The sequence below is a fragment of the Marivirga lumbricoides genome (assembly GCF_014636295.1).
Classification (GTDB): Bacteria; Bacteroidota; Bacteroidia; order Cytophagales; family Cyclobacteriaceae; genus Marivirga; species Marivirga lumbricoides.
In genome coordinates, this window is sequence record NZ_BMEC01000010.1 from 238,127 (window position 1) to 263,604 (window position 25,478).

Genomic DNA, 25,478 nt, shown 5'->3' on the forward strand with positions numbered 1-25,478 from the left:
CATGGGTTCTAAAATTTACGTTGCCTGAAATATGGAATTTAATCAGATTAAAGAAACTTGCTTATATATTAAGAACCTTGACGCGGCCAGAGAATTTTACCATAACAAATTAGGGCTTCCTGTTATATCAGATGTGCCAGACAAATTGATATTTTTTAGATGTGGGAGCTCTGTTTTATTGTGTTTTAACCCTGATTATAGCGGTGTACAAAATGTTCCGCCTCCTCATTATGCCACGGGTAAACAGCATATTGCCTTTGAAGTAGAAGCAGAAGCCTACGAAAGTTGTAAGAACGAATTAAAGGAAAAAGGCATAGCAATTACTTACGAACATCAGTGGCCCACAGGTAAATTATCTGCCTATTTTGAAGACCCTGAAGGACATGTGTTGGAAATCGTACCCAAAGGTTTATGGGATAAGGTAGATTAGTTTTCCAGTTCTTCTATCATTCTTTTCAATTTCTTCATTTTCCCCGCATAAAGCAGATGGATGATCGTCCACATTACTGCGAATAAAATTATTAGGCCAATAACTATTGCAAAAATAGATACTAGATAATTACTATTTTCCAGACGAAGTTCTTCAACTGATTTTATTTCCCCCTTGTGGAAGTCATAACTTAAACTTACAAAAAAGGAAATAACAGCCAGGCTAGTAGAGGCAATCTTGTAATGTAAAACAAATGCTTTCAGATTTTTATAGCATTTGAGGAGATAGTCGTGAACATTTAACTCGATTTTAGCCTGTTTTAATTTAATGAGCAACCTATTGTAGTAAATTAGAAAAGGGACAAATAATACTATCGTGAATATTGATAAAATAAATTTGCTCTCATAAATTGTTAGTGCCAGGAAGAGAGGGAAAGAAATGAGATTAATAATGTGTTCAATTTTTATCGTTTTAATTATTTTAGCAATTAAAGTAGTGCTTTTTGATTTCACTATAGTATCAATCTTCTTTTCTGAAAGCTCAACATCACTCGTATTGAGGCTCCACAAATCTTTTAGTTCATTGTCCATTGAGCTTCAGTTTTAGTTCGTGTTTTATTCTGTTCACTTTTACCCCTATATTGGAAATATTAATCCCCAGGATTTCAGCCATTTCTTTATATTTTTTGTCCTCCAGATAAAGTAAAATAATAGCACGGTCAACCTTTTTTAAGGTTTTTATAGCATTGTATAAGTTGTCTACTTTTTCCTGATGCAGGTCAGAAGGATGATCAGCAGCATCAAAATCTGGTTTAAAAGGAGATGTACTTATTCTTCTCTTGTTTTTTCTGATTTCCGAAAGGCACACATTTAAGGTGATTCTATAAATCCATGTGGAGATTTTTGACTCTCCTTTGAAAGAGTCATATGCTTTCCAGATTTGCAAAGAAACTTCCTGAAAATAGTCTTCAAATTCATCCTGGTCATTTGAATAGGCCCTACATAGTTTCGAAATTATATGCTTATTTTCTTCTAAAAGATCTTTGAAATCAACTTTTTTCATTCTTTTTAACCGGCTAACCGGTTAGTTGCAGGAGGTATCAATTTTATTACAACTAAGTTAAAATAATTGTAATAATTTTCTCTTTTTAGCTACTTACTTAAAAATATCAATAATGGAATTATGAAAAATAGAATCTCTAAAATCTTGAAGTTTGCTTTATGCAGTATTTTTATTGTTCAGGTAGCTTTTGCACAACAACCTAAAGAAAAAGCATTATTATGGAAGGTGACCGGAAATGGTTTGGAAAAACCATCTTATGTATTCGGAACTATCCATTTAATTTGTGCAGATAAATATGAAATGTCAGATGCCGTGCTTAAGGCAGTTGAGAATGCTGATAAAATAGCTCTTGAGCTTGACATGGATGATCCTGCTATGAATGCTAAAATTCAGCAGTTATCAATTAATCCCGGAATGAAAAATATTCAGGAACATATTCCTGCCGACAAAGTGGAGGTGGTAGATAATTATTTTAAAGCTAAATATGGGCAGGGGATAGCTCAAATGGGTGTTTTAAAGCCTTTTGTGTTAAGCAGCATGGTTCTATTGGGTAATATGAGCTGTGAAACCAGACAGTTTGAAGCAGAGTTTGTTAAACTTGCTGCGGCTCAGGAAAAAGAATTAATTGGTCTTGAAACTGTTGAATATCAGATAGGCTTATTTGATGATTTAAGCACTGAAAAGCAAATAGAAGCCTTAATAGAAGCCATTGAAACACCAGAGGAAAGCAATAAAATGATGAATGAAATGATGGCCGCTTACACAGAAAAGGACCTAAAGCAACTTGGTAAAATAATTAAAGACAACGAAGACTTCGAAGGTTTTAACGATAAATTGTTGGTTCAGAGAAACAAAAACTGGATACCAATTATTGAGAAACTATCAAGAGAGCAATCAGTATTTTACGCTGTTGGAGCAGGGCATTTAACTTCAGAAGAGGGAGTTATAGCTTTACTAAGAAAAGAAGGGTTTACAGTTGAAGCAGTAAAGTAAAGGATTTATAATGTTCTGCTAATTTTCAATGGATTAGCAGAACATTTATATTATTAGATGGCTACACCTTTTTTTGTTAAAGCTTCTTCTACATAATCAAACGTTGAAAGTATATCTGGCTTGCCATCCACAATTGCCACATCGTGTTCAAAATGTGCTGAATACTTTCCATCAGCAGTGATAATGGACCAACCATCAGCTAATTGCCTGATGCCTCTTCCGCCTAAATTAATCATTGGCTCAATAGCAAGCACCATTCCTTCTTTAAGCTTCACTCCTCTTCCTCTTTTTCCAAAATTGGGGACTTCCGGAGCTTCATGCATATCACGGCCTAAACCATGACCTACAAGTTCCCTCACTACACCATAACCATTTTTTTCCGCATGCTGCTGAATAGCAAACCCTATATCTCCTGTTCTGTTTCCTGCTTTACATTGCTCAATACCCAGGTATAAAGATTCTTTAGTTACCTTCAGTAATTTTTCAATTTCAGGTTTAACTTCTCCCACTGTAAAAGTATAAGCATGGTCTCCGTAAAATCCATTCATCAGAACACCGCAGTCAATTGAGATGATATCTCCCTCTTTTAATGGCTCATTGGAAGGATAGCCATGTACCACCTGTTCATTAGGGCTCATGCATAAAGTATTAGGGAAATCATACATTCCTAAGAATCCCGGCACACCACCGTTGTCTCTAATAAATTCTTCTGCTTTCTTATCCAATTCTAATGAAGAAATGCCCGGTTCAAGCAGCTCTGCCATAAGGCCTAGCGTTTTTGATACCAAAAGCGCACTTTTTCTCATCAATTCAATTTCTTCTTTTGTCTTTAAATGGATCATTTGAATAAGTCTTTAAATTTTGCCCAAAAATCTTTTTCAGGAAGTTTATAATCAACCGAATTATCTCCTAATAGTTCCCATACTTTGCTCCAGCCTATAAATCCACCAACGTTTCTGTCATCAATAAAGATGTCCGCATTGATTTTTCTGCTTTGGCCTGGCTCCAATACTTCTTCAGGAAAGTTCTTGTTTACTGCATAGAACTCTATACCATGACTTTCACAAAACTCAACTGCCTTTTTCAGTGACTCTCCTTCACGAACAGTCCATAATATTAATTGGTGCCTTTTTTTTTGTAATGCTAAAAGGGTTTCTATAGCAAATAGATGAGGTTTGCCTATTGCCGGGAATTTATCCTCTACAATAGTACCATCAAAGTCAACAGCAATTTTCAGCATTTCTAGTTTTCCTTATATTTTGCTCTGTACTGGGCTTTAATCAGTAACCGGTCATAAATTAATTCTGCCAATGACTTCGTTATATCATTGTTACTTGCAGGCTGCAAAGTTAAGGCAAATTCTTTTTCTGACACGTCAATACGATACATTATCTGTACCAGTTTCTGAAAATCAGAGTCAAGAAGGTGAGAAATGTAAGGAGAGGCTTGCTGAATAAACTCAGCTTTATGGTGTGCTTCAGCAGAAAAATTGACATCAGGTAATAATTTTTCTGATAACACTAAAAATTCAGGAGAGTGGCTCATGACAACATCTTACTTTTGCCACAAAGGTAAAATATTAAAAAGAGTATTAAAGACTGATATCTAATAAAGTATTGCTTTGAGCAAACTGAAAGTTGAACCAATAAGTATAATCCTGATATTCTACACAATCATCCATTACTATATTATTGATTTTAATCTCCATAATACAGGATTGTGGTACCCATTCCTGAAAAAGCTCCTGTTGCTCTAAAGGGAGAGAAGAGATTTGAATGAAGTTAATTCCTTTATGATAGGTTGGAGTAGCTTTTAGCATAATTTTCTAATCTTTTATGTAACAAAAGTAGGTAAATGTAACGTGAAAGATGTTAATTCAGTGTTATTCAATTATTAAAATTTTTTATTTCTTAATTTATACCAAGGAGCTTTTCGGCTATTTTTTCGTATTCTATACCATATTTAGCTTAAAAATGCCTTATTTCGTATTTCTATTTTCTAAACTATGAAGTATTCAGAAGCATTTGAGAATATAAGACCCTATCATGATGCCGAAGTACAAGCAGCAATTAATCGATTTATAAATCATCCTTTTTTTGATCAGATTGCCCAAAGGTTATTTCCTGATAAGCCTATTAAGGAATTAAAGGAAAGACTTTCATCTATTCAATCTATTCAGGATTTTCAATCCGTAATGATGTATCCTGCTGCCAGAACGGTACTGGATAGCAGTTCTGATGGAATTACATATGAAGGGTTCGAAAAACTCAACCGCGATAAGTCTTATCTTTTTATTTCTAATCATAGAGATATTGTTTTAGATTCAGCTATTCTAAACGTGTTACTTTTTGAGCATCAGTTAGGAACCACTGAGGTAGCCATCGGGAATAATTTATTGGTGAACGACTGGATTACCGATTTTGCTAAGCTTAATAAAAACTTCATCGTTAATAGAAATGTGCCTCCAAGGGAAATGTATTCCTACTCACTGATACTTTCTGCATATATCAGGTTTACCTTATTAGAGAAAAATACTTCTGTTTGGATTGCCCAAAGAGAGGGACGAACTAAAGATGGAGATGACCAGACTCAGCAAGGACTGTTAAAAATGATTGGCCTGAATGGCGGAGATGATTTTTATGAAAATTATGCACCACTCAGAATAGCTCCAATGGCTATTTCTTATGAGTATGACCCTTGCGATGTACTAAAGGCTCGCGAGATTCAATATAAAATGGAAGGGAAAATCATGGAGAAATCTCCTGGTGACGACCTTAAAAGTATGATTGCAGGTATAACAGGTATAAAAGGTCGTGTGCATCTGTCAATCGGAAAAATTGTTGATGAAAAGTTGAGAGAGATCAAAACCATAAAAAACAAAAATGATCAGATGCAGGCTTTAGCGGATTTAATAGATGAAAGAATTCATAAAAGCTATAAACTTTGGCCAAGTAATTTTATCGCTTATGATTGGCTTATTGAGGAAAGATTTTCAGATCACTATACCAAAGAAGAAGCAGAAAAATTTGAAAACTATTTGAGGAATCAGGTGCAAACGTTCTCAGGTGATTTTCAATCTCTTCGCCACCCATTACTGGCTATGTATGCAAACCCAGTAAAAAATAAGCTTAAGGTTGATGGTATTTTTGAGAAAAATCTCTGATTATTTTAGCTACCACTTTATCTGAAAAAGGAAGTGGTAGTATCAATTTTAGCTATAATTAATTGAATTGAAGGTAATGCTCCCATTTTTCCAATAATTGTTGAAAGTCATCCGGGAGATCTGAGTCAAATTGTATCTGCTTATTGCTTACAGGGTGTTTAAAACCCAGGGATTTAGCATGTAATGCCTGCCTTGGAAGTATTTTAAAACAATTATCTACGAAGGATTTATACTTGGAGAATTTGGTTCCCTTTAAAATTTTGTCACCACCATAAGTAGCATCATTAAATAATGGATGTCCCAGATATTTCATATGTGCCCTGATCTGGTGTGTACGGCCAGTCTCAAGATTACATTGTATGAGCGTTACATACCTCAGCCTTTTCAATACTTTGTAATGCGTAATAGCTGTTCTACCGAAATCTGCATCCGGGAAGGCATCTGTAATACGTCTGTCTTTAAAACTCCTGCCAAGGTTTACGTCAATAGTACCTTCATCATTAGTTAATTCTCCCCAAACTAAAGCATAGTAAGTTCTCTCAATACTATGATCGAAAAACTGTTTTGCCAGGTGGGTCATCGCTTTTTCTGTTTTAGCAATTACTAACAAACCCGAAGTGTCCTTATCAATTCTGTGTACTAATCCTGGCCGGCCTTCATTGCCTTCCATTTCAGGAAGTTGCTGAAAATGGTAAGCTAAAGCATTTACTAAAGTTCCTTCCCAATTCATGTGGGCAGGATGTACTACCATTCCGGCTTCCTTATTTACAATTAACAGTTCGGAATCTTCATAAATAATATTTAATGGGATATTTTCCGGTTTTACATCAGTGTCACGCGGAGGTTCAGGTAGTGCTATTCTGATTTCATCTTGAGGATGAACCCTGTAATTAGGTTTAATGCTGTTTTTGTTCACTTTTACAAAGCCGTCTTTTATGGCTTGTTGAACTTTGTTTCTGGTAACATTTGGTAATCTGTCCATCAAAAACTTATCAATTCGCATAAGTTCCTGCTTAGGATCTACTTTAATGTTGTAGTGTTCAAAGAGACTTTCGTCCAGCTCAGTATAATTTTCCTTTTCCTGCATGATTTGATTTTCGATGCAAAGATACTAAAAAGAACCACGAGATGAAGCACCCATAAAAGTTCATACATTTTGATAGATGGTTAAAAAGTAGGATATTTATCCCCGTGTATGAATTAAAAAATAATGTTTAGACTCATAGTATGCCTGTTTTTACTAAATTTTAGTGTTGGTGTAAAGGCACAATCAACTTTTGATAAGCTGAATAAGAACCCATTCAAGCAAACACAGTGGTACGTAGGCTTAAGAGGAGGAGCTAATTATACTATAGTGACCCCAATCAATCGTTTTGGAATTATAAAGCCAACTGATAATGCTGATCAGGAGCTTTATGAAAAGAAGTATCAAACAGTAGAAAATATAGGTGCGATATATGGCTTAACTGCTATGTTTCAGTTTGAGCAAAAATTTGTTGTGGGTACTAATTTTTCTGTTGGACAAATCAGGTTTAGCTATGATCAGGAATTGCCGGGAGAAGCCAATAGCATTACTTTTTCTCATCAACAGAATTTTCAATACCTGGATGTCCCTATATTTTTTAGGTATATGATCCGGCCGACCATCAATCGTTTTTGGAATCGCTCCTCCAGGAAACCTGAGGTCCCTGGTATTATTCCATTTGTACAGGCCGGTATCAATTTCAGCGTTTTACTTGATGCGGAGAAAACTGTAACACAAAGTATCAGACAGGGGGAAATAGAGGCTGAGGGGTTTTCGTTTACAGAAAATGTAAATGAACTATTAAATCCTGTAACAGCCGGAATTTTTGTAGGAGGAGGCTTTCGGTTCCGATTAGGAAATGTTTATCTCACTACTGAAGCAAATTTCAGGCAGGGCTTTTCTAACGTAACAGATACAGACAGGAGGTTCGCTAATAAAAACCTTGTAAACAATGCTTACGATGTATTTGATGATAAAAGCTTTCAAACATTTGAATTCGTAGTAGGTATTTTGGTTCCAATAAAATATTTAAGTAGAAGAGAATTTATCCCGGTTGAAATATGAGATTTTTTGTGATTTTTATCCTAGTGGTTTTTACTTCGTGCCAAAAGGATACAGAGGCTTTTCTTCCTACTGAAAAATTTAATAGTATTTTTGACAATCCCTCCGAAGCAGTTGCATATAATCCTCTTGATCTTATCCAAACGCAAGACGGAGGCTATCTCATTTTAGCATCTTCCAACAGCCAGCAGATTTTTGTATTGAAGGCAAGTTCGAGAGGAGAGTTTCTTTGGAGTAAAACTATGTCTTCAGCATATATTCAGCCAATAGGTAACTGGATTCGAAATCAGGAGAATTATTATTTCGTAGCTCAAACTATCTCTGACAGAACAGCTGTTTTAGTAGAAGTAGATGATTTGGAGCAGACTTTAAAGCCTATCAGAGAGTATACAGGTTATAGAAGACCTCTGGCTTTCGATTATCTAAACCCTAACAGTTATTTGCTACTTACTAATAATGATACCATAGGGGCAGTTTTAAGTAAAATACAGGAAGGTTTTGCAATGGAATGGGCAAGAGCATTTGATAAAATTACGGATACTAATGCAAAGCTTGATAATTATTTGATAAGTAATACACCTCAATTTTTTGTTGGTGCATATAATAATGGAGCAACTCTGTATTTCAACACACTAAGGCCTGAGGGTTTTACTTTTACCTTTACTGATGATCAGGGGATTGAAACAGGGAGGATTGCTCCGGCTAACCAGGGTAGTATAAATTCTATAGCAACCACCAGTAATGGTCAGGGAGCTTTTAATTATGTAGCCAACGGTCAATCACTATTTTCTCCACAGCTTACGCTTAGAAATAATGATTCTATTTTCAGTTCTGAACTGAATGGAGAACTTCAGCCCGATAGAATGAGTAATAAACCTGCTTTAGTGTTGCCAATTGAACTTTCAACTACTCCTTATACGCTAAATGCCTATACCACCGTTGATGGGCGGATAAAATTAAGTCTGTATTCAGCTAATTCAGGAGAGCTTTCGGCTATTGAGTATATTGGTGATAATGATCCACTTGAATTGGCAGCAATTAAAGCAACAGAAGATCAGGGAATTGTAATTCTATCAAAAACAACTATTGCAGGTGTAAGACAAAGAATTAATCTTTTGAAAATACCCAAAGAAGAGTTGGTGAATTTATTATAACTCAAAACCTTCCGCTCTTTTATTATGTTTAAAGAGCATTAAGATTTCATAATGAAAAAAATTACATTACTATATCTTATTGTATTTTCAGTTCAAATACAATTAGCAATAGCTCAGAGCCAACCTTTACAGATTATTAAAGTACCCGAACTTGAACAACTTATTAAGTCTGAAGAGGGCAAAGTAAAGGTGATTAATTTTTGGGCTACATGGTGTAAGCCGTGCATAAAGGAGATACCTTATTTTGTGAAAGCTCAGCAGGATTTTCCTGAAGTAGAGTTTGTTTTTGTTAGTCTTGATTTTTCAGAAAACGCATCCAGAGCGGAAAGCTTTGGTAAAAAGAAAGGGCTTAACAAAAGTAAAATGGTACTGATTGATGATGTGGACTACAATGCATGGATCGATAAAGTTTCTGGTGAGTGGTCTGGAGCTATTCCTGCTACGCTTATTGTAACCCCCAATGGGAAAAAGCTTTATGAAAAAGAGTTTCAGCAAGGAGAGCTGAAGGAGTTATTGAAAGAAACATATAAACTATAAATACCATGAAAAATTACCTGTTCTTGAGCTTTTTATTACTGTTTGCATTCGGTTTTACTTCAGAGAAAGAAGGTTACAAAGTGGGCGATACTGCCACAGATTTTTCTCTTAAAAACGTAAATGGGGAAATGGTTTCTCTTAAAGATTTTGAAGATGTGAAAGGTTATATAGTTATTTTTACTTGCAATACCTGTCCTTATTCTATTGCTTATGAGGACCGTATTATTGAGTTACAAACTAAATATGCTAAGCAGAAATTTCCTGTAATAGCTATCAACCCTAATGATGATAAGAGATCCCCTAAAGACTCTTTTAAAGAAATGAAGGTAAGAGCTAAGGAGAAGATGTTTAACTTTCCTTATGTGTATGACGAAACTCAGGAAATTACAAAAGCGTACGGAGCTACAAACACTCCACACGTATATGTTCTTGATGCCGATCGGACTGTAAAATATATAGGTGCTATCGATAATAACACCAAAAGTGCAAAAGATGCGGATAAGAAATATGTTGAGGATGCGGTAAATGCTTTACTGGCAGAAAAAGAAGTGCCTGTTAAAGAAACTAAAGCGATTGGTTGCACTATTAAGTGGGCAATGTAATTATTGAAAATTTTAAATTTCTTAATTTATACCAAGGAGCTCATGAGAAACATGGGCTTTTTTTATTTTATGAGAAGACATGCAACTTTAATACCATTCAGCAAGCAACATCATCAAATACTTGTTTTGGCTCATTTATTAAAGGCTGATGTTCCTGATTATGAAGGATTGCCAAAAACTATTGAGGGAAAACGTGAATACTTGCTGAAGAAATTTAATGAAGTTATCCTGCCGAATTTTGCTAACCATAGAAATATTTTCTATCCAGCTATTATTCAATGGGGTTTTCAGGATGAGCTTTTACTACAGCAAATTCAGCAGTGGGAAGATGATGTACTTATGATATGTAAATCAATAAAGGAGGAAAATGCTATTAGTAGTATGCAACTAAATGAATTGGGCTATACTTTAGATAGACTAGTTAGAGCTAAAGAGAGAGAATTATACCAGAAGGTACAGGCGAGATTTAGTGCAGAGTTGGAAGAGCTGCAATTTTAGTTGGTGCTTTGTGAGTGGTGAATATTTGATCCTTATCTATTTTTGATAGAGAATATTAATAAAGTACTAAACTTCTTGTTATTTTACAACGTAAAAGCTTATATTGTACAGTAAATAAATGCCACAACCATGAATAAACCAACTACATTAAAAGGGGAGTTATTTTCTTACTTAGCTTTAGGAGCAATTAGCTTAGTAGTATACTTGCTAAATTCTATAGCTTAATTTAAGAAAGTAATTAGAAGCAGTTATAGATGAAGTAAATTGAAATATCCTAACCAGATTAAATTTCGAATAAGTATCCTTCATTCTGTAACTGCTTGTATTTATTATAATCAAATTTGTATAAATAAGCCCCCTTTCGAGAAGAGCTTTTATCTTTCTTATCCAGTTGAATGAGCAGCTTGCTCTTTAATATTTTCTTTCTAAAGTTTCTATCATCTATTGTACGTTGCTGAATAGCTTCATATACCTTTAAAAGTTGAGGTAAAGTAAATTCTGAGGGTAATAATTCCAGTCCTATAGGTTTAAATTTAGCTCTTTCACTCAGCTTTTGAAGTGCCATTTTAACCATTTCTGTATGGTCAAGAACAAGTTCCGGCAGAGGGTTAATATCTACCCATTTCGTGATGTGGTTTGCTATTACGATATCTGTTTGGCTTTTTCCTTCTTCAGGTTTAATTAAACTCCAATAGGCCACGGAAATCACCCGGTCTCCGGTATCTCTACCAATATCTCCAAAAGAGTGCATTTGTTCTAAAAATACATTTTCCAGATTACTAAGTTCTAAAAGAATTCTTTTTGCAGCAGTGGAAATATTTTCTTTTTTGTCAACAAAACTTCCTGGCAATGACCATTTACCTGCATATGGTTCAACCTCTCTTTTAAATACTAAAAGTTTTATCTGGTTTTCGATAAAGCCAAAAATAATGCAATCAACGGCCACTAAAATGGGTAATGCCTGGCTATAAGTGGGAAGGTTTATAGTTGTTTTCTTTTTCATACTAAAAGTTTCGGTCACTAAGATATTAAAGATTATTTGTATAATAAATAATAAACGTTAAGTTTACGTTTACAAAATTAATAAAGTGAAATCACCACAAGAAACTAACAAATATTTTTTAGAGCAACATCGTAAATATTTCGGTGTTGAACCCAGGCTTTCAGTAAAGGCACCGGGCCGCATTAATATGATAGGGGAACATACAGATTATAATTTGGGATTTGTATTACCTGCCGCTATTAATAAGGCGATCTATTTTTCTGTTAATCGGTCTCAACTTGAAGAAGTTAGTACGGTTTATGCAATCGATGTACAACAGGAAATTCAATTTAAACATCGCGATTTAGCTCCACTTGAGGCTGGTTCATGGCAGAATTATATTTTGGGGGTAGTCTCCGAAATAATAAAAGTAAGAGGTAATCTACCCGGCTTCTGCTTATCGTTTGGTGGAGATGTGCCTTTAGGGGCAGGGCTTTCTTCTTCAGCTGCCTTAGAATGTGGACTCTGCTTTGCACTAAATGAATTATTTGAGTTGAATCTAAGCTGGCAGGAGATGGCAAAAATTAGCCAGCTAGCCGAGCATCATTTTGTTGGTACCAAATGTGGTATTATGGATCAGATTTCCAGCCTAAGAGGGAAAAAGGACCATGTAATGTTATTAGACTGCCGCTCTCTGGATATAAAATATTTCCCTTGTGCACTTGTTGGTTATCAAATAGTAATCTGCAATTCAAACGTTACTCATGAGTTAGCTTCTTCAGCTTACAATGAAAGAAGAGCTCAATGTGAAGAAGGAGTGGCTGTATTGCAGTCTGTAAATCCGGAAATTAAAAGCCTTCGGGATGTGAGCTATGAATTTTTGCTTCAAAATAAGGAAAGCCTTTCTGAGGTAGTTTTCAAAAGGTGCGCTTATATTACTAAAGAAAATGACCGGGTAATTGAATTTTGTGAAGCCTTACAAAATCAGAATATAGACCAACTGGAAAATTTACTCTACAATGCACATAGTGGAATGCAGCATGAGTATGAAATAACATGTCCTGAAATTGACTTTCTTGTGGACTATACCAGGAACCTAGATCAGGTGAAAGGAAGCCGCATGATGGGAGGTGGTTTTGGTGGTTGTACTATCAATATTGTTAAAGATGAATTTGTAGATCAGTTCAAAAGCGAGATATCTGAAGCTTATAGCAACAGATGGCAAAAAGATTTATCTATTCTTGACTTAGAAATAGGGGATGGTGTGCAACTCTATTCCCGATAAAATCAGATATATGAAATTGAACGATTCTCCACATAAAAGGCTAAATATACTCACCAATGAATGGGTACTTGTATCTCCTCACAGAAATAAAAGGCCCTGGCAGGGTAAGCAGGAGGATTCTGTAGTAGAGCAGAGAAAAAATTATGATGAGCAGTGCTACTTGTGCCCAGGAAATACCCGTAATGGAGGTGAGCAGAATGAAGAATATACTAGTACCTTTGTATTTAATAATGATTTTGCTGCTTTACTTCCCACTACAGCAGATCAAACTCGCTACGAGGAGGGCTTGCTCTTAGCGGAAGCAGAAACCGGTGAATGTAGGGTGATATGTTTTTCTCCGGACCATTCTCTTACCATGGCTGAAATGTCCGTACCTGCTTTGGAAGAGGTAGTGGCTACATGGAAAGCTCAATTTGAAGAATTAGCTGAGAAACCTTCTGTAAACAATGTTCAGATTTTCGAGAATAAAGGAGCTATTATGGGATGCAGTAATCCTCATCCGCATGGGCAAATATGGGCACAAAATAGTATACCTCTGGAAATACAAAAGAGAACAGAAACGCAGCAAACTTATTTTCAGAAGCATGGGAGGAGTCTGTTATCACAGTATTTAAAGCAGGAAATATCTGAAAATAAACGCATTGTCACTAAAAATGATCATTTTGTAGCTTTAGTACCTTTTTGGGCTGTTTGGCCTTATGAAATTATGATAATACCTCTAAGACATTTTTCCTCTATTGCTGAGATGGACCAATCAGAGCAGCAATCTTTTGCAATGATTTTAAAAGAGGTAACTGTGCGCTACGACAATTTATTTCAAACTTCATTTCCTTACTCCGCAGGTATGCAGCAGCGGCCAACGGATGGAGAGAAGTATGAAGGATGGCACTTCCATTACTCTTTTTATCCTCCGCTACTAAGATCAGCTACAGTAAAAAAATTTATGGTCGGCTATGAAATGTTTGCCAATCCCCAGAGGGATATTACTGCGGAAACAGCAGTAGAAACTTTAGCGTCACTTCCTACTCAGCATTATAAACTAACTCAATAAGATTTCACATGAGCTTTTCCACTTTAGATACCATCATTTTTATTTCCTATGCCCTGCTTATAGTATGCATTGGGCTTTGGGTTTCCCGCAAAAGAGGCAAAACCTCAGAGGATTATTTTTTAGCAGGTAAATCACTTCCATGGTGGGCAGTAGGAGCTTCACTCATTGCAGCTAACATTTCTGCTGAGCAATTTATAGGTATGTCCGGCTCAGGTTTTGCTATTGGTCTTGCAATTGCCTCCTACGAATGGATGGCAGCGATTACTCTTATTATTGTAGGGAAGTATTTTCTACCCATTTTTATTGAAAAAGGGCTATACACTATTCCGGAGTTTATTGAAAAGCGATTTAGCAAAAGCCTTAAAACAATTTTAGCAGTTTTTTGGATCGCACTTTTCGTTTTTGTTAACCTAACTTCGGTGTTGTACCTGGGAGCAATAGCATTGGATACAATTTTAGGAGATGGCTCGGGTAATATTTTTATGATATCCATTTTTGGACTGGCTATTTTTGCTGCAGCTTATTCTTTGTATGGTGGTTTGTCAGCTGTAGCATGGACAGATGTTTTACAAGTGGTTTTACTATTGCTGGGAGGAATAATCACTACGGTAGTCGCATTGCAAACAGTTGATCCTGATGGGTCTTTTTTAGGCGGTATAAGAACTATTTACGAAAAGGTGCCGGAGAAATTTTCTATGATATTAGAGAAAGGCGAGCTGATTACACCTAATGGAAAAGATGCATGGTGGGATTTGCCAGGGCTAGCAGTGCTTATTGGAGGGCTTTGGGTAGCGAATCTATATTATTGGGGATTTAATCAATATATCATTCAAAGGACTTTAGCTGCAAAAAGCTTAAAGGAAGCGCAGAAAGGGATAGTCCTGGCGGCTTTTTTAAAGTTATTCCTTCCTTTAATTGTCGTTACTCCCGGCATCATTGCTTTTGTGATGAATTCGGGCCCTTCAGGCGTAAATTTAGAAACTGCTGATCCTTCTTTCCTCAAGGCTGCAGGTGGGGTTATTAATGATAATGCAGCACCATGGCTGATCAAGTCTTTTATTCCTAATGGGTTGAAAGGTCTGGTTTTAGCTGCCCTTGCTGCAGCCATTGTTTCATCATTGGCCTCAATGTTAAATTCTACTGCTACAATTTTTACCATGGATATCTACAAACCCTACTTTGGGCAGCAGAAAAGTGAAAATCATTTAGTAAATGTAGGAAGGGTAACTGCAGCTTTAGCTTTGATGGTTGCTGTTGTATTGGCTCCTCAATTGAAGAGCCTGGAACAGGTTTTTCAATATATTCAGGAGTATACAGGAGTGGTGAGTCCGGGAATACTGGCGGTATTTATGTTAGGATTGTTCTGGCGTAAAACTACGGATAAGGCTGCAATATGGGGTGTTGTTTTATCTATTCCGATTGCACTTTACTTTAAAGTAGGTCCGAATGAATGGTTAGAAAGTGAATTGTTCGTTACCCTCCCATTCATGCATCAGATGATGATCACCTGGATTCTTTCTTCAGTACTCATTATGATAATTAGTTGGTTTGAAACGAAAGGAAAAGATCATGAAAAGGGTATATTAATCAGTTCCCAGCTCTTTAAAACCAGTAAATCATTCAACATAAATGCCTGGATAATTATTGTGATTTTAATAGCGCTCTACTGGTTTTTCTGGTAAAGCAATAAAGTGAAAAGGAGATTGAATAATAGTTGGAGTTGTTGCTTATATCTTTATTATTTTATAGCAGCCATCTCCAACAGATCTTCTAAATATTCTCTACTATTGGAAAGCCTGGGTACTTTATTCTGCCCACCCAGCTTACCTCTTTTACGCATCCAGTTATAGAAAGTACCTGCCGGTACTTCATGAATTATTAACCGCTGTAGCGCAATATCTTTATGCCGTTTGGCATCATAGTCAGAATTGATTTTTCTTAACTCAGCATCTAACTGATCAGCAAAACTCTCAGTATTAGCAGGAGCTTTCCCAAATTCAATTACCCACTCATGCGCACCACTTTTATTATGCGAAAGATGTTTGGGAGCAGCCGTAAAATTGTCTACTGTTACGCTTTCTCTTTTACAAACCTCTGCAATTGCTTTTTCAGCGTTCTCTATCATTAATTCCTCTCCAAAAGCATTAATGAAGTGTTTGGTTCTACCACTAATTTTTATTCTATACGGATCTAAAGAGGTAAACCTTATAGTATCTCCAATTCTGTAGCGCCATAGACCAGCATTAGTAGTGATTACCATCTCATATATTTGGTTCAGCTTTACATCATGCAGTTGAATGGTTTTAGGTTGTTCGTCTGCGGCATCTTCGATAGCTATGAATTCATAGAAAATCCCATAATCCAGCATCAGCAACATTTCATCAGAATTGAGTTGATCCTGGATGCCAAAGAAGCCTTCTGAAGCATTGTAGGTTTCAACATAATTCATCTTTGGTGACTTAATCAAATCCTGAAAAAGAGGCTTATAAGGGACGAAAGACACTGCCCCATGCATAAAAAGCTCAAGGTTGGGCCATACTTCTGAAATGTCACTTTTTCCTGTAATCTCCAGGATTCTTTGAAGCAGAACCACTGTCCAGGTAGGTACACCCGAAAGACTGGTAACATCTTCTTTTAATGTAGCCTGTGCCATGGCCTCAATTTTGCTTTCCCATTCATCCATCAAAGCAATTTCCAGACTTGGTGTCCGGATGATTTGTACCCAGAAAGGTAAGTTTTTCATGATTACTGCGGAAACATCACCATAAAAGGAATTGGAATTGTTATCAAACTGATTTACCTGCTGACTGCCTCCGATACTCAGATTTTTGCCAGTAAATAATCTTGATTCAGGGTTATTATTGAGGTAAATGGAAAGTAAGTCTTTACCACCCTTAAAATGACAGTCTTCCAGTGCTTCATCGGAAACTGGTATAAATTTGCTGCGATCGTTAGTGGTGCCTGATGATTTTGCAAACCATCTGATTTCCGTAGGCCACAAAATGTTCTGCTCTCCTTTTAGCAATTCATCTATATAGGGAAATATTTCTTCATAAGTATGAAGGGGGACTGTGTTTTTGAAAGAATCATAGCTTTTAAGCTCCTCAAAATCGTATTTTTTGCCAAATTTGGTGTTTCGCGCCCTGTAGATGAGCCTGTTAAGTAGCTCACTCTGAACTTCATGAGGATATTTAATAAAAAGCTCCACTTCGTGGATCCTCTTTTTCATTACCCATGTCATGATAGAATTCAGAAATTCCATAGTATTACAGTTTACGTTTCAGTTCGAAATGCTTTCCTAAATAAACCCTTCTTACCTGTTCATCATTTGCTAAATCCTCAGCAGAACCCGCTTTCAGCAATTTACCTTCAAACATAAGGTAGGCTCGATCGGTAATGGATAAAGTTTCATTAACGTTGTGATCTGTAATTAGGATGCCAATATTCTTCTGTTTTAGTTTGCCAACTATTGTTTGAATTTCTTCCACGGCTATGGGGTCCACACCCGCAAAAGGCTCATCCAGCAATACAAATTTAGGGTCCATGGCCAGTGCCCTGGCAATTTCTGTTCTTCTCCTTTCACCACCGGAAAGCACCATCCCTTTGTTTTTTCTTACGTGAGTCAGGCTGAATTCTTCCAGGAGGGATTCCATTTTTTCCACCTTGTCTTTCTTGCTGATTTTCCTCATCTCCAACACAGCCATTAAATTTTCTTCCACTGTTAAGGAACGAAAAACAGATGCCTCCTGGGCTAAATAGCCTACGCCTCTTTTGGCGCGCTGGTACATCGGTAATTTGGTGATGTTTTGCTCATCCAGAAATATTTCACCTGCATTAGGCTTTACCAAACCTACTATCATATAAAAAGAGGTAGTTTTACCGGCTCCATTTGGCCCTAATAGTCCTACAATTTCTCCCTGCTCTACACTTACAGAAATATGATCAACTACAGTTCTGCTTTTGTATTTTTTAACAAGGTTATCAGCTCTTAAAATCATAAGTGTTCTCTATTTTTACCAGCAAACCAAGCAACAAACGTACCTGACTAAGCAAAGTAACAAAAATAATTATTGAAAGCGGATATCTTTCAGGTAAAGCTGTAAAGATTTATGGCCATTGTACTCATTTTCCTGAATAGTAAAAGCTAATTGAAAGTTCTCCGAAGTTTCAAGCTGCTCCTTAAAATGTGCCATTCCAAAGCCTATTGCTTGTAAACTCTTAGCGCCATTTTTGTCTTTCACTGTAATTTTCAAATGCTTCTCCTTCAAAATTCTCACGCTTTCACACAGCTCCAGGTTTTTGGCCGCAAAAACAGGTTGCATATTACCCGGCCCAAAAGGATCCATTTGTGTGAGTATATTATAGAAGCGGGGGGTGATTTGCTCAAGTTCAACATAACTGTCAATATGGACTTTTGCCTGTAGTTGTTCTTCAGTAATAGTAGAAGTTACCACTGAATTAAATTTTTCAGTAAACGCGGCAATGTTTTCTATAGGCATGGTAAGGCCTGCAGCATGTGTATGGCCACCAAACTGGCTAAGTAATTCAGCGCAGGATTCTATGGCCGCATGAATATCAAATCCATTTACAGATCGTGCAGATCCGGTAGCTTTTCCATTTGATTCTGTTAGAATAATGGTAGGGCGATGAAACTGTTCAATACATCGGGAAGCTACGATTCCAATTACTCCTTTGTGCCAACCTTCCTGATAAAGTACTGTTGATTTGGCAGACTTAAGCACCTCATCTGAATTAATTTTTTCTATAGCTTCTGCGGTTATATTCTGGTCAAAATCTTTCCTTCTGTTATTTTTTTCACTTACCTGCGTGGCAATGATGGCAGCCTCATCCTCGTTTATAGAGGCTAAAAGTTTAACAGCCAGGTGAGCATGGTCAATTCTTCCTGCAGCATTAATTCTTGGGCCTAGTTGAAACACAAGATTTGAAATAGTGATTTTTCCTTTTAAGTCTGCAGAGTCCAGTAATGCTTTAATTCCTGGTCGTGGGTTGAAATTGATTTTTTCTAATCCATAAAATGCCAGAATTCTATTTTCACCCGTTACGGCAACAATATCAGCAGCAATACTTACAGCAACTAAGTCAAGGAATTCGAAAGCTCTATGTTCTGGTAAGTTATTACTTATGCAAAAAGCCTGAATAAGCTTAAAACCTACTCCACAACCGGAAAGCTCTTTAAAAGGATAAACACAATCAGCTCTTTTAGGATCAAGTACAGCCTTAGCTGCTGGTAAAGTCTCACCTGGTAAATGGTGGTCGCAAATGATGAAGTCAATATCTTTCTCGGCAGCGTAAGCTACTTTATCTATCGCTTTAATGCCGCAATCCAGGCTTATGATGAGCTTGTATCCGTTTTCAGCAGCATAATCAATACCCTGAGATGAAACTCCGTAACCTTCTGCATATCTGTCAGGAATATAGTAACCTACTTTATCATAAATAGAGCATAGAAAACTGTACATCATAGCTACAGAAGTACTTCCGTCTACATCATAATCACCATATACCAAAATGCTTTCTTGCTGTTCAATTGCCAGCTGAATTCTCTCCACTGCTATTTGCATGTCCTTCATTAAAAAAGGATCATGAAGCTGGTCAAGTTCAGGCCTGAAGAAGTTCTTAGCCTTTTCAAAAGTATCGATCCCTCTCTGTAACAGGATGTTTGTGAGTACTGGGTTAACGTTAATCTGATGAGAGAGACTTTCTATTTTATTAGCTTCTGAAACTTGAGAAAAAATCCATTTTTTGACTTCCATGTAGCAAAATTAAAAGGCTAAATGATAAATTGAAGCCTTGAAGCTTGAATAAAAATGAATTTACATATTATTCATGGGAAACTCACATAATACCCGCGTGATTGTAAAGCATCAAGAAAAGATTGCTTGAAGTTAATAGAGTTAAAGTTTTTATCTGCAAAACAGGATGGATAGGCTATATAATTTAAAATATCTAGCTTAAGTGGTATATTTTTCACAAATTAATGAGATTATAATTTTTGCCCGAAGGGTTGTACTACACATTTCTAAAATAAATGTTGTATTTAATTATTTTAAAGCTGATTAAGAAGTTAGAATGAATAGTTCTGTAATGATGAAATTTAATGTGATAAAAGGAAAACTCATCCTTTTTATGATCCTAATTCTTACAGCCTCAGTCACTATTCTTACCATAAATTATTACTCATTAAAAATAAATGCCTCTATAAGGGCTTATATTAATGGTGAATCTCTCTATGCCAAAGGCCAAAAAGACGCAACGTATTACCTGAGTAAATACCTTTATTTCTCAGATAGTTCTTACATTTCACAATATCAAAAGGCTATATCTATTCCTGTTGGAGATAAAATGGCCAGAGTAATATTGGAAAATGATGGCGATGAGCAATTGGTGCGTAAGTATTTTATACAGGGTAATAACCATCCGGAAGATATAGATAACATGATATGGTTATTTAAAAACTTCAATGAAGTTGGTTTTTTCCAGGAGATACTTAAAATATGGATTGAAGCAGACTCAAATATTGAGGAGTTAAGTGGATTAGCGGATGATATTTTTTCCCAAACAGAGGGTGGTAAATTGGCCAACAAGGATGAAAAAAAATTCTATCAGGGTAAACTATCCTCCTTAAATACAGAGCTCTCTTCTGAACAGTATAAATTTTCAGCCACATTAGCGGAGGTTGGAAGAAAAGTTGAAAAATACCTATTGTATTTTAATTTCATTGTTATTATTATCATTCTGTTCAGTACGCTGGTAGTAATTTATTTTATTTTAAAAAGACTGGACAATCAAAATAGAAAGCTCAAAATTATTAATCACGAGCTGGATAAATTTGTGTACAGTACTTCTCACGATTTGCGCGCTCCCATCAGTTCTTTAAAAGGGTTAGTGTATTTAGCATGCAGAGAGAAAGATCCGGAAAATTTAAAGACTTATTTTAAATTGATGACAGAGTCATTGGAGCGACAGGATAATTTTATTAGTGAGATCATTGACCTTTCCAGAAATAAAAGGATTGAGGTATCATTATCTGTATTTAAACCGGGACCTTTAATTGATCAGGTAATAGAGAACCATCAGTTTATGCAGAATGCCAAAAAAATATCTTTCAAAAAAAAGATAGAAATTTCTCAATTGAAAATGGATAAATCAAGATTTATGATCATTGTTAATAACCTTGTTTCCAATGCCATCAAATATCATGATTCAAGAAAGTTAAATAAATTTATTAGAATAGAACTTAAACGGCAGGAGGGTAAAATTCATCTTGAAATTTCTGATAATGGCATAGGAATAAAGCCTGAACACAAAGAAAAAATATTTGAAATGTTCTTTGTTACTCAAAATAAATCAAAAGGGTCTGGCCTGGGCCTATATATTGTTTCCGATGTATTGGGGAAAATAGGAGGTATAGTAAAGCTGGAATCAGAATGGGAAAAAGGGTCGAAATTTATTATACAATGGCCAGATTTTGAGTAATTGCGTATTTTTAATTGTATTAAAATACAAAAGAGAAAGGGAATAAATCTGATGGGCTATTTATTAAAATAAAATCGCCATTAGCATCAGTAAACAGAAGCTCAAAGCTTTGCTGGTGCCTTTTCTCAAACTCAAGCATTACCTGACGGCATCCTCCGCATGGTGGAGCACTTCGTAAATTTTCTTCTTTACCTTTTGTGGCACAAATAGCCATTCTAACAAATTTTTGCTCAGGTGCCTGAATGCCTGAACGATACATTGCTACTCTTTCAGCACATAGGCCAGCCGGAAAGGCAGCGTTTTCCTGATTGGTACCCGTTATAATTTCGCCATTCTCCAATTCAATGGCACTACCCACAGTGAAATTAGAATAAGGTGAGTAGGAACTTTTTCGAGCTTCAAGAGCTTCCTTCCATAATATTTGATGCTTTTCAGGAAGATCTTCAAAAGAAGCGAATTTTTGATAGGGTATATTGATATTTAAATTTTCCAAACTGATAAATGCTTTCTTATAAATTTTAAAAAGATGTGTTCCGAGAAACGAATTCCTGTATCATTTGTTTAAACGTATCTTATTAGATCTTCATCAACGGATATAAATTATTTAAATCTACAATTACCTTACATATAAGTTTCAATTTTTTTATTGCCCTCATAAAAATACAATATTTACAGCCTATTGCGTTAAAGAAATGTTATGCGAATTATTTATTTTCTCTTAGTAGTTATTTTAATGGCCTCTTGTGCTAAAAAGCCAATAAGCCAAAGTGGTAATTCTTATCAGAATCCTTCGAGCTTAAATCCTGGTCAAGCTGATCCCAATTATGGAAGATCACCAAAAAGGCAGCAAAGGGTTTTCTTTGGGCTGTTTAAGAAAAAACAGAAATCGCCTTTTGGAGATCAACTAATTGTAGAATATAAAGAAAGGATGAAAGAGAATGCAAAGGAAGCTCGCAAAAGAGAAAAGGAAATGCAGAAACCTCAGTATTCTGACCCCTCCTATTTTGGACATAAGAAAAAGCCTAAGAAGAGATCTCCCGATAAAATGAAATTTTGCAAAGAGTGTGGCATCAGGCACTAGGTTTTTCATATAAATACTTCTGTTTTTACATTTAAGCATTATCTTTGTCAAAATTCTATTGATGAAGCGTAAATTTTTTCCTTTCGACAAAAACTATTTGCTTGAGCAGGCTCAGCTGGAAATGAAAGCGGTTTTATTAAACCAGTTAGTGCATATGGTGAAGGAAATATACCTTTTGCGTTATAATCCATTAGGTTTAATGGATGCTTCAATTGAGAAGATTGTAGAAACCAAAGAGTTTAATTTGGAAGAGCTTTCTGAACTCTACGAAGAAATGTGCGGGGTGTATAGGTATAAATTTAGCTCCAACCAGTTAGAGTTGCTTTTTGATGGGCGTGATCATCTGGAAAAATATAAAGACGATTGGAAAGCTGCCTTTACAAATTGGATTATAGAATTCTCTAAATCAAAGAATTTCCTTAAAGCTGTACTTGAAACAGCTATTTTTTATCCGAAAGACAGGCAATCTCAACTGGCCTACAGCAGGTTAAAGAATTTTATCTCGGAACAATTTGGGGTTAAAATCTATAAGTACAAAGGCATAGTGCCAATGAAGATTGCTTAAAATACATTAGGTGCTCTTCTTATCTTATAATTCCCGGTCCATTTGAAGTTCCAATTCTATCCGCCCCGGCATCAATAAGTGATATGGCCTCATGGTAAGTTTTTATGCCGCCACTAGCCTTTATTCCTACATGGTCGGGCAAAGATTTCCTCATTAAAGCAATATTTTCTACTTTAGCTCCTTCGGAGGCAAAGCCTGTTGAGGTTTTGACATAATCAGCCCCTGCATCTGCAGCTATTTTGCAAAGTGATACAATTTCTTTCTCAGTAAGGTAAGCCGTTTCAATTATTACTTTGAGGATTTTGTTATTTTCATGAGCTATTTTTCCCAGTTTAGCAATTTCTATTTTCGGCCACATCATGTCTGATTTTACTGCAGAAATATTTACTACCATGTCTAATTCGTCAACTCCATCTTTTATGGCCTGGTGAGTTTCTGCCTCCTTTGTCTGGCTCATTTGATAACCTAAAGGGAAGCCTATAACAGTGATTAGCTTTACTTCTGATTTTCCTATATCCCTTTTTGCTTTTTTTACCCAAAATGGAGGAACACAAATCCCAAACAAGTGGTTTTGTTGTGCCTCCCTAAGAAGCTTCTCTACATCATCGGAAGTAATTGTTGGTTTCAGATTAGTATGTTCAATGAATTTTTGTATATTTCTCATATCCTATAATTCAATCATGTATGATTAAAAAGTTTTACTTATGTACTCTATTATCTGCATTATTGTTTCTTTCAGAAAGATACAATGCCCTTGGGCAAACACGAAAATTTGGATTTGAAATTCGGGATAAAAATAGAAAAGCAGTTATTCCTTTCGATATTCACAGCAATTTAATAGTGGTAAATGTGCTTTTTCAGGGGGTAATCCCATTAAAATTTATTGTTGATACAGGGGTTACCAATACTGTTTTAATTGATAAAGTTTACAGTGACATACTGGATATTGTGCCCGACAGAAAAATAAGCCTGATTGGGGCAGCTGGTGGCAAGGAGGTGGAAGCATATATTGTTAACAGCATATCAATAAATGTCTTTGAAATAGTTGGAAATAATATTCCCTTATTAGTATTAAAAGAAGATTACTTAAAGTTACAGGAAACACTGGGTGTTAAAATTCACGGTATTTTAGGATATGATTTATTCAAAAATTTTATTGTTAAAATTGACTACGCCAGTAAAGTGCTCTCCTTTTACGACCCAATACAGTTTAATAGAAGTTTGAAATGGTATTCTCAACTGAATATGGAGGTAGAAAATACTAAACCCTACATTACAATTCCGGTTGTTTTAAAGGATTCTTTCCAGCTTTCAGCAAAATTATTAATAGATACCGGAGCATCGCACTCAATGATGTTACACCAAAATAGCAACCAAAACATCCATGTTCCTAAGAAGAATATAAGAGATATTTTAGGAGCCGGTATTGCAGGTACAATTGAAGGCCATGTAGGCAGGGTGGACAATTTATCAATCGGGAAGTACATGTTGGACGATGTGATTTGTAACTTTCCTGATTCCGGTACTTATAATGATGTAATAAAAAGTACCGGTAGAGTAGGTACATTGGGTGGGGGAATATTGAAAAGGTTTAAATTATTTTTTGACTACCAGAATGAAAAACTCTATTATAAAAGGAGCAAAAACTTTAAAGAACCATTTGAATACGATAAAAGTGGTTTAACAATTGTAGCGAAAGGAGAAATTTTTCTTGAACCGTATTATGAAATTGAAGAAGTACGAAAAGGTACGCCTGCATATGAGGCAGGTATTAGAGCTAAGGATATTTTACTTTCATTAAATAATACAAAAAGTAAAAATTTGGACCTGGATATGATCAACAATACTTTGAGCAAAAAAGCGGGAAAGAAAATAAAAATAAAGGTAAAAAGAAATGACGAGGTTATTGAGACGGAATTTTACCTTGAAGAATTTATATAAACATTCTTTTCAACCTTTTCTTTCCTGCGTAATACTTAATCTTTAAATATTTTTGAGTCTTTCTGAATCTAAGTGCATTCACTAGAGAAAAATAAATTCGATCAGGAGTCAAAGATTCCTTCATTAAATATTCCTGCACCCCATAAAGTACTTCTTGTGAATTTTTGGTTTTAAGTAGGGTGATTGATAAAGCTTCTTTCCCTAAAAGATTAATTTTCTCAATTAAGTGTTTTAGTGACGCAATGCCTAAATTATCATCAATAATGATGCAGTTTGGGTTTGAGGAAGCTATTTTTTTCATGGTGTCATCATCTGAAAAAGAAGTGTCAATCTTAAAGATTTTTTCTTTTAAAGTGGTCAAGCTTTCATAAACCCGGCTCATCTCAATTGGATTATTACCCACCAATAATACACTAATTGATTCTTGCGAATGGTTTGGTTTTATATAATTTAAAGATAGGTTTTTCATTCTTTCAGCATTAAAACAATATTTTATATAAGTATATTCAAATTTACTCAATTAAAGTGAATAAACTAATTAACTTTTAAAT

General features: G+C 35.6%; 29 protein-coding genes. 15 read left to right on the forward strand and 14 right to left on the reverse strand.

The genetic code is table 11. The features are described 5' to 3' along the window. Nucleotides 1-31: 31 nt before the first annotated feature. Nucleotides 32-430 carry a VOC family protein gene (locus IEV85_RS16285; protein WP_188465346.1) on the forward strand — a complete coding sequence of 133 codons (399 nt, stop codon included), beginning with the start codon at nt 32-34 and terminating at the stop codon, nt 428-430. On the opposite strand, the gene IEV85_RS16290 is transcribed toward IEV85_RS16285, so the two are convergent. Both IEV85_RS16290 and IEV85_RS16295 read right to left on the reverse strand, forming a co-directional pair. Then, nucleotides 427-1,020: a hypothetical protein gene (locus IEV85_RS16290; RefSeq protein ID WP_188465348.1), complete on the reverse strand. Its 594-nt coding sequence runs from the start codon at nt 1,018-1,020 to the stop codon at nt 427-429. The two genes, IEV85_RS16285 and IEV85_RS16290, sit on opposite strands and share 4 nt — an antisense overlap. Then, on the reverse strand, nt 1,010-1,492 hold the full coding sequence (locus IEV85_RS16295) for an RNA polymerase sigma factor (RefSeq protein ID WP_188465350.1): 483 nt from the start codon (nt 1,490-1,492) through the stop codon (nt 1,010-1,012). Before IEV85_RS16295 ends, IEV85_RS16290 begins: the two co-directional genes overlap by 11 nt. A gap of 120 nt (nt 1,493-1,612) precedes the next feature. On the opposite strand from IEV85_RS16295, the gene IEV85_RS16300 reads away from it, so the two are divergent. Continuing rightward, the gene (locus IEV85_RS16300; protein WP_188465352.1) at nt 1,613-2,485 is read left to right on the forward strand and encodes a TraB/GumN family protein; all 873 of its coding nucleotides are present in this window, start codon (nt 1,613-1,615) and stop codon (nt 2,483-2,485) included. A 53-nt stretch (nt 2,486-2,538) separates the two neighbouring features. Here IEV85_RS16300 and map read toward each other — a convergent pair whose 3' ends face one another. The 4 genes from map to IEV85_RS16320 are packed head-to-tail and all read right to left on the reverse strand — an operon-like array spanning nt 2,539 to nt 4,304. Next, nucleotides 2,539-3,327: a type I methionyl aminopeptidase gene (map, locus tag IEV85_RS16305; RefSeq protein WP_188465354.1), complete on the reverse strand. Its 789-nt coding sequence runs from the start codon at nt 3,325-3,327 to the stop codon at nt 2,539-2,541. Then, nucleotides 3,324-3,725 (reverse strand): BT0820 family HAD-type phosphatase, encoded by a 402-nt coding sequence (locus IEV85_RS16310; protein WP_188465356.1) that lies wholly within the window; start codon nt 3,723-3,725, stop codon nt 3,324-3,326. The genes map and IEV85_RS16310 overlap by 4 nt, the downstream gene beginning before the upstream one ends. Nucleotides 3,726-3,727: 2 nt before the next feature. Then, nucleotides 3,728-4,030, reverse strand: a complete 303-nt coding sequence (locus tag IEV85_RS16315) for a hypothetical protein (RefSeq protein WP_188465358.1) — start codon at nt 4,028-4,030, stop codon at nt 3,728-3,730. A gap of 46 nt (nt 4,031-4,076) precedes the next feature. Then, entirely contained in the window at nt 4,077-4,304 is a 228-nt protein-coding gene (locus tag IEV85_RS16320) for a hypothetical protein (RefSeq protein WP_188465360.1), read from the reverse strand. Between the two features lie 186 nt (nt 4,305-4,490). On the opposite strand from IEV85_RS16320, the gene IEV85_RS16325 reads away from it, so the two are divergent. Next, nucleotides 4,491-5,648, forward strand: coding sequence for a 1-acyl-sn-glycerol-3-phosphate acyltransferase (locus IEV85_RS16325; RefSeq protein ID WP_188465362.1), 1,158 nt, complete (start codon nt 4,491-4,493; stop codon nt 5,646-5,648). A gap of 58 nt (nt 5,649-5,706) precedes the next feature. Here the strand turns inward: IEV85_RS16325 and IEV85_RS16330 are convergent, their stop codons facing one another. Beyond that, the gene (locus tag IEV85_RS16330) at nt 5,707-6,735 is read right to left on the reverse strand and encodes an RluA family pseudouridine synthase (RefSeq protein ID WP_188465364.1); all 1,029 of its coding nucleotides are present in this window, start codon (nt 6,733-6,735) and stop codon (nt 5,707-5,709) included. A 123-nt stretch (nt 6,736-6,858) separates the two neighbouring features. Here IEV85_RS16330 and IEV85_RS16335 point away from each other — a divergent pair, with 123 nt between their 5' ends. From IEV85_RS16335 to IEV85_RS16355, 5 genes are all read left to right on the forward strand, one after another. Then, the gene (locus IEV85_RS16335; protein WP_188465366.1) at nt 6,859-7,737 is read left to right on the forward strand and encodes an outer membrane beta-barrel protein; all 879 of its coding nucleotides are present in this window, start codon (nt 6,859-6,861) and stop codon (nt 7,735-7,737) included. An 8-nt stretch (nt 7,738-7,745) separates the two neighbouring features. After that, on the forward strand, nt 7,746-8,888 hold the full coding sequence (locus tag IEV85_RS16340; protein WP_188465368.1) for a hypothetical protein: 1,143 nt from the start codon (nt 7,746-7,748) through the stop codon (nt 8,886-8,888). Nucleotides 8,889-8,939: 51 nt separating this feature from the next. After that, a complete protein-coding gene (locus IEV85_RS16345) occupies nt 8,940-9,425 on the forward strand; it encodes a TlpA family protein disulfide reductase (RefSeq protein ID WP_188465370.1) in 486 nt (161 codons plus the stop codon). A gap of 5 nt (nt 9,426-9,430) precedes the next feature. Continuing rightward, a complete protein-coding gene (locus tag IEV85_RS16350) occupies nt 9,431-10,027 on the forward strand; it encodes a thioredoxin family protein (RefSeq protein ID WP_188465372.1) in 597 nt (198 codons plus the stop codon). Between the two features lie 69 nt (nt 10,028-10,096). Further along, complete coding sequence (locus IEV85_RS16355) at nt 10,097-10,525, forward strand: hypothetical protein (RefSeq protein ID WP_188465374.1); 429 nt, start codon at nt 10,097-10,099, stop codon at nt 10,523-10,525. A 283-nt stretch (nt 10,526-10,808) separates the two neighbouring features. Here the strand turns inward: IEV85_RS16355 and IEV85_RS16360 are convergent, their stop codons facing one another. Continuing rightward, nucleotides 10,809-11,528, reverse strand: coding sequence for an NUDIX hydrolase (locus IEV85_RS16360; RefSeq protein WP_188465376.1), 720 nt, complete (start codon nt 11,526-11,528; stop codon nt 10,809-10,811). A gap of 85 nt (nt 11,529-11,613) precedes the next feature. Between IEV85_RS16360 and galK the strand changes: the two genes are divergently transcribed. Genes galK through IEV85_RS16375 form a run of 3 tightly spaced genes read left to right on the forward strand, consistent with a single transcriptional unit; the run spans nt 11,614 to nt 15,525 of the window. After that, nucleotides 11,614-12,792, forward strand: coding sequence for a galactokinase (galK, locus tag IEV85_RS16365; protein ID WP_188465378.1), 1,179 nt, complete (start codon nt 11,614-11,616; stop codon nt 12,790-12,792). Nucleotides 12,793-12,802: 10 nt separating this feature from the next. Beyond that, nucleotides 12,803-13,843 (forward strand): UDP-glucose--hexose-1-phosphate uridylyltransferase, encoded by a 1,041-nt coding sequence (locus tag IEV85_RS16370; protein ID WP_188465381.1) that lies wholly within the window; start codon nt 12,803-12,805, stop codon nt 13,841-13,843. A gap of 8 nt (nt 13,844-13,851) precedes the next feature. After that, nucleotides 13,852-15,525 (forward strand): sodium/sugar symporter, encoded by a 1,674-nt coding sequence (locus tag IEV85_RS16375; protein ID WP_188465383.1) that lies wholly within the window; start codon nt 13,852-13,854, stop codon nt 15,523-15,525. Nucleotides 15,526-15,581: 56 nt separating this feature from the next. Here IEV85_RS16375 and IEV85_RS16380 read toward each other — a convergent pair whose 3' ends face one another. The 3 genes from IEV85_RS16380 to recJ form a co-directional block, all read right to left on the reverse strand. After that, nucleotides 15,582-17,105: a GH3 auxin-responsive promoter family protein gene (locus IEV85_RS16380; protein ID WP_188465386.1), complete on the reverse strand. Its 1,524-nt coding sequence runs from the start codon at nt 17,103-17,105 to the stop codon at nt 15,582-15,584. Between the two features lie 4 nt (nt 17,106-17,109). Further along, a complete protein-coding gene (lptB, locus tag IEV85_RS16385) occupies nt 17,110-17,841 on the reverse strand; it encodes an LPS export ABC transporter ATP-binding protein (RefSeq protein ID WP_188465388.1) in 732 nt (243 codons plus the stop codon). A 69-nt stretch (nt 17,842-17,910) separates the two neighbouring features. Beyond that, on the reverse strand, nt 17,911-19,617 hold the full coding sequence (recJ, locus tag IEV85_RS16390; RefSeq protein ID WP_188465390.1) for a single-stranded-DNA-specific exonuclease RecJ: 1,707 nt from the start codon (nt 19,615-19,617) through the stop codon (nt 17,911-17,913). Nucleotides 19,618-19,933: 316 nt separating this feature from the next. On the opposite strand from recJ, the gene IEV85_RS16395 reads away from it, so the two are divergent. Then, the gene (locus tag IEV85_RS16395; RefSeq protein ID WP_188465392.1) at nt 19,934-21,340 is read left to right on the forward strand and encodes a sensor histidine kinase; all 1,407 of its coding nucleotides are present in this window, start codon (nt 19,934-19,936) and stop codon (nt 21,338-21,340) included. 19 nt (nt 21,341-21,359) lie between these two features. Here IEV85_RS16395 and IEV85_RS16400 read toward each other — a convergent pair whose 3' ends face one another. Beyond that, entirely contained in the window at nt 21,360-21,833 is a 474-nt protein-coding gene (locus tag IEV85_RS16400; protein ID WP_188465394.1) for a cytidine deaminase, read from the reverse strand. Nucleotides 21,834-22,037: 204 nt separating this feature from the next. On the opposite strand from IEV85_RS16400, the gene IEV85_RS16405 reads away from it, so the two are divergent. Both IEV85_RS16405 and IEV85_RS16410 read left to right on the forward strand, forming a co-directional pair. Then, nucleotides 22,038-22,421, forward strand: a complete 384-nt coding sequence (locus IEV85_RS16405) for a hypothetical protein (protein ID WP_188465395.1) — start codon at nt 22,038-22,040, stop codon at nt 22,419-22,421. Between the two features lie 61 nt (nt 22,422-22,482). Beyond that, nucleotides 22,483-22,986: a hypothetical protein gene (locus IEV85_RS16410; protein WP_188465397.1), complete on the forward strand. Its 504-nt coding sequence runs from the start codon at nt 22,483-22,485 to the stop codon at nt 22,984-22,986. A 19-nt stretch (nt 22,987-23,005) separates the two neighbouring features. Here the strand turns inward: IEV85_RS16410 and deoC are convergent, their stop codons facing one another. Beyond that, nucleotides 23,006-23,650 carry a deoxyribose-phosphate aldolase gene (deoC, locus tag IEV85_RS16415; protein ID WP_188465399.1) on the reverse strand — a complete coding sequence of 215 codons (645 nt, stop codon included), beginning with the start codon at nt 23,648-23,650 and terminating at the stop codon, nt 23,006-23,008. A gap of 20 nt (nt 23,651-23,670) precedes the next feature. Between deoC and IEV85_RS16420 the strand changes: the two genes are divergently transcribed. After that, complete coding sequence (locus tag IEV85_RS16420) at nt 23,671-24,927, forward strand: aspartyl protease family protein (protein ID WP_188465401.1); 1,257 nt, start codon at nt 23,671-23,673, stop codon at nt 24,925-24,927. Here the strand turns inward: IEV85_RS16420 and IEV85_RS16425 are convergent. Then, nucleotides 24,920-25,396, reverse strand: a complete 477-nt coding sequence (locus tag IEV85_RS16425) for a hypothetical protein (RefSeq protein WP_188465403.1) — start codon at nt 25,394-25,396, stop codon at nt 24,920-24,922. The genes IEV85_RS16420 and IEV85_RS16425 overlap by 8 nt on opposite strands. Between the last annotated feature and the right edge of the window lie 82 nt (nt 25,397-25,478).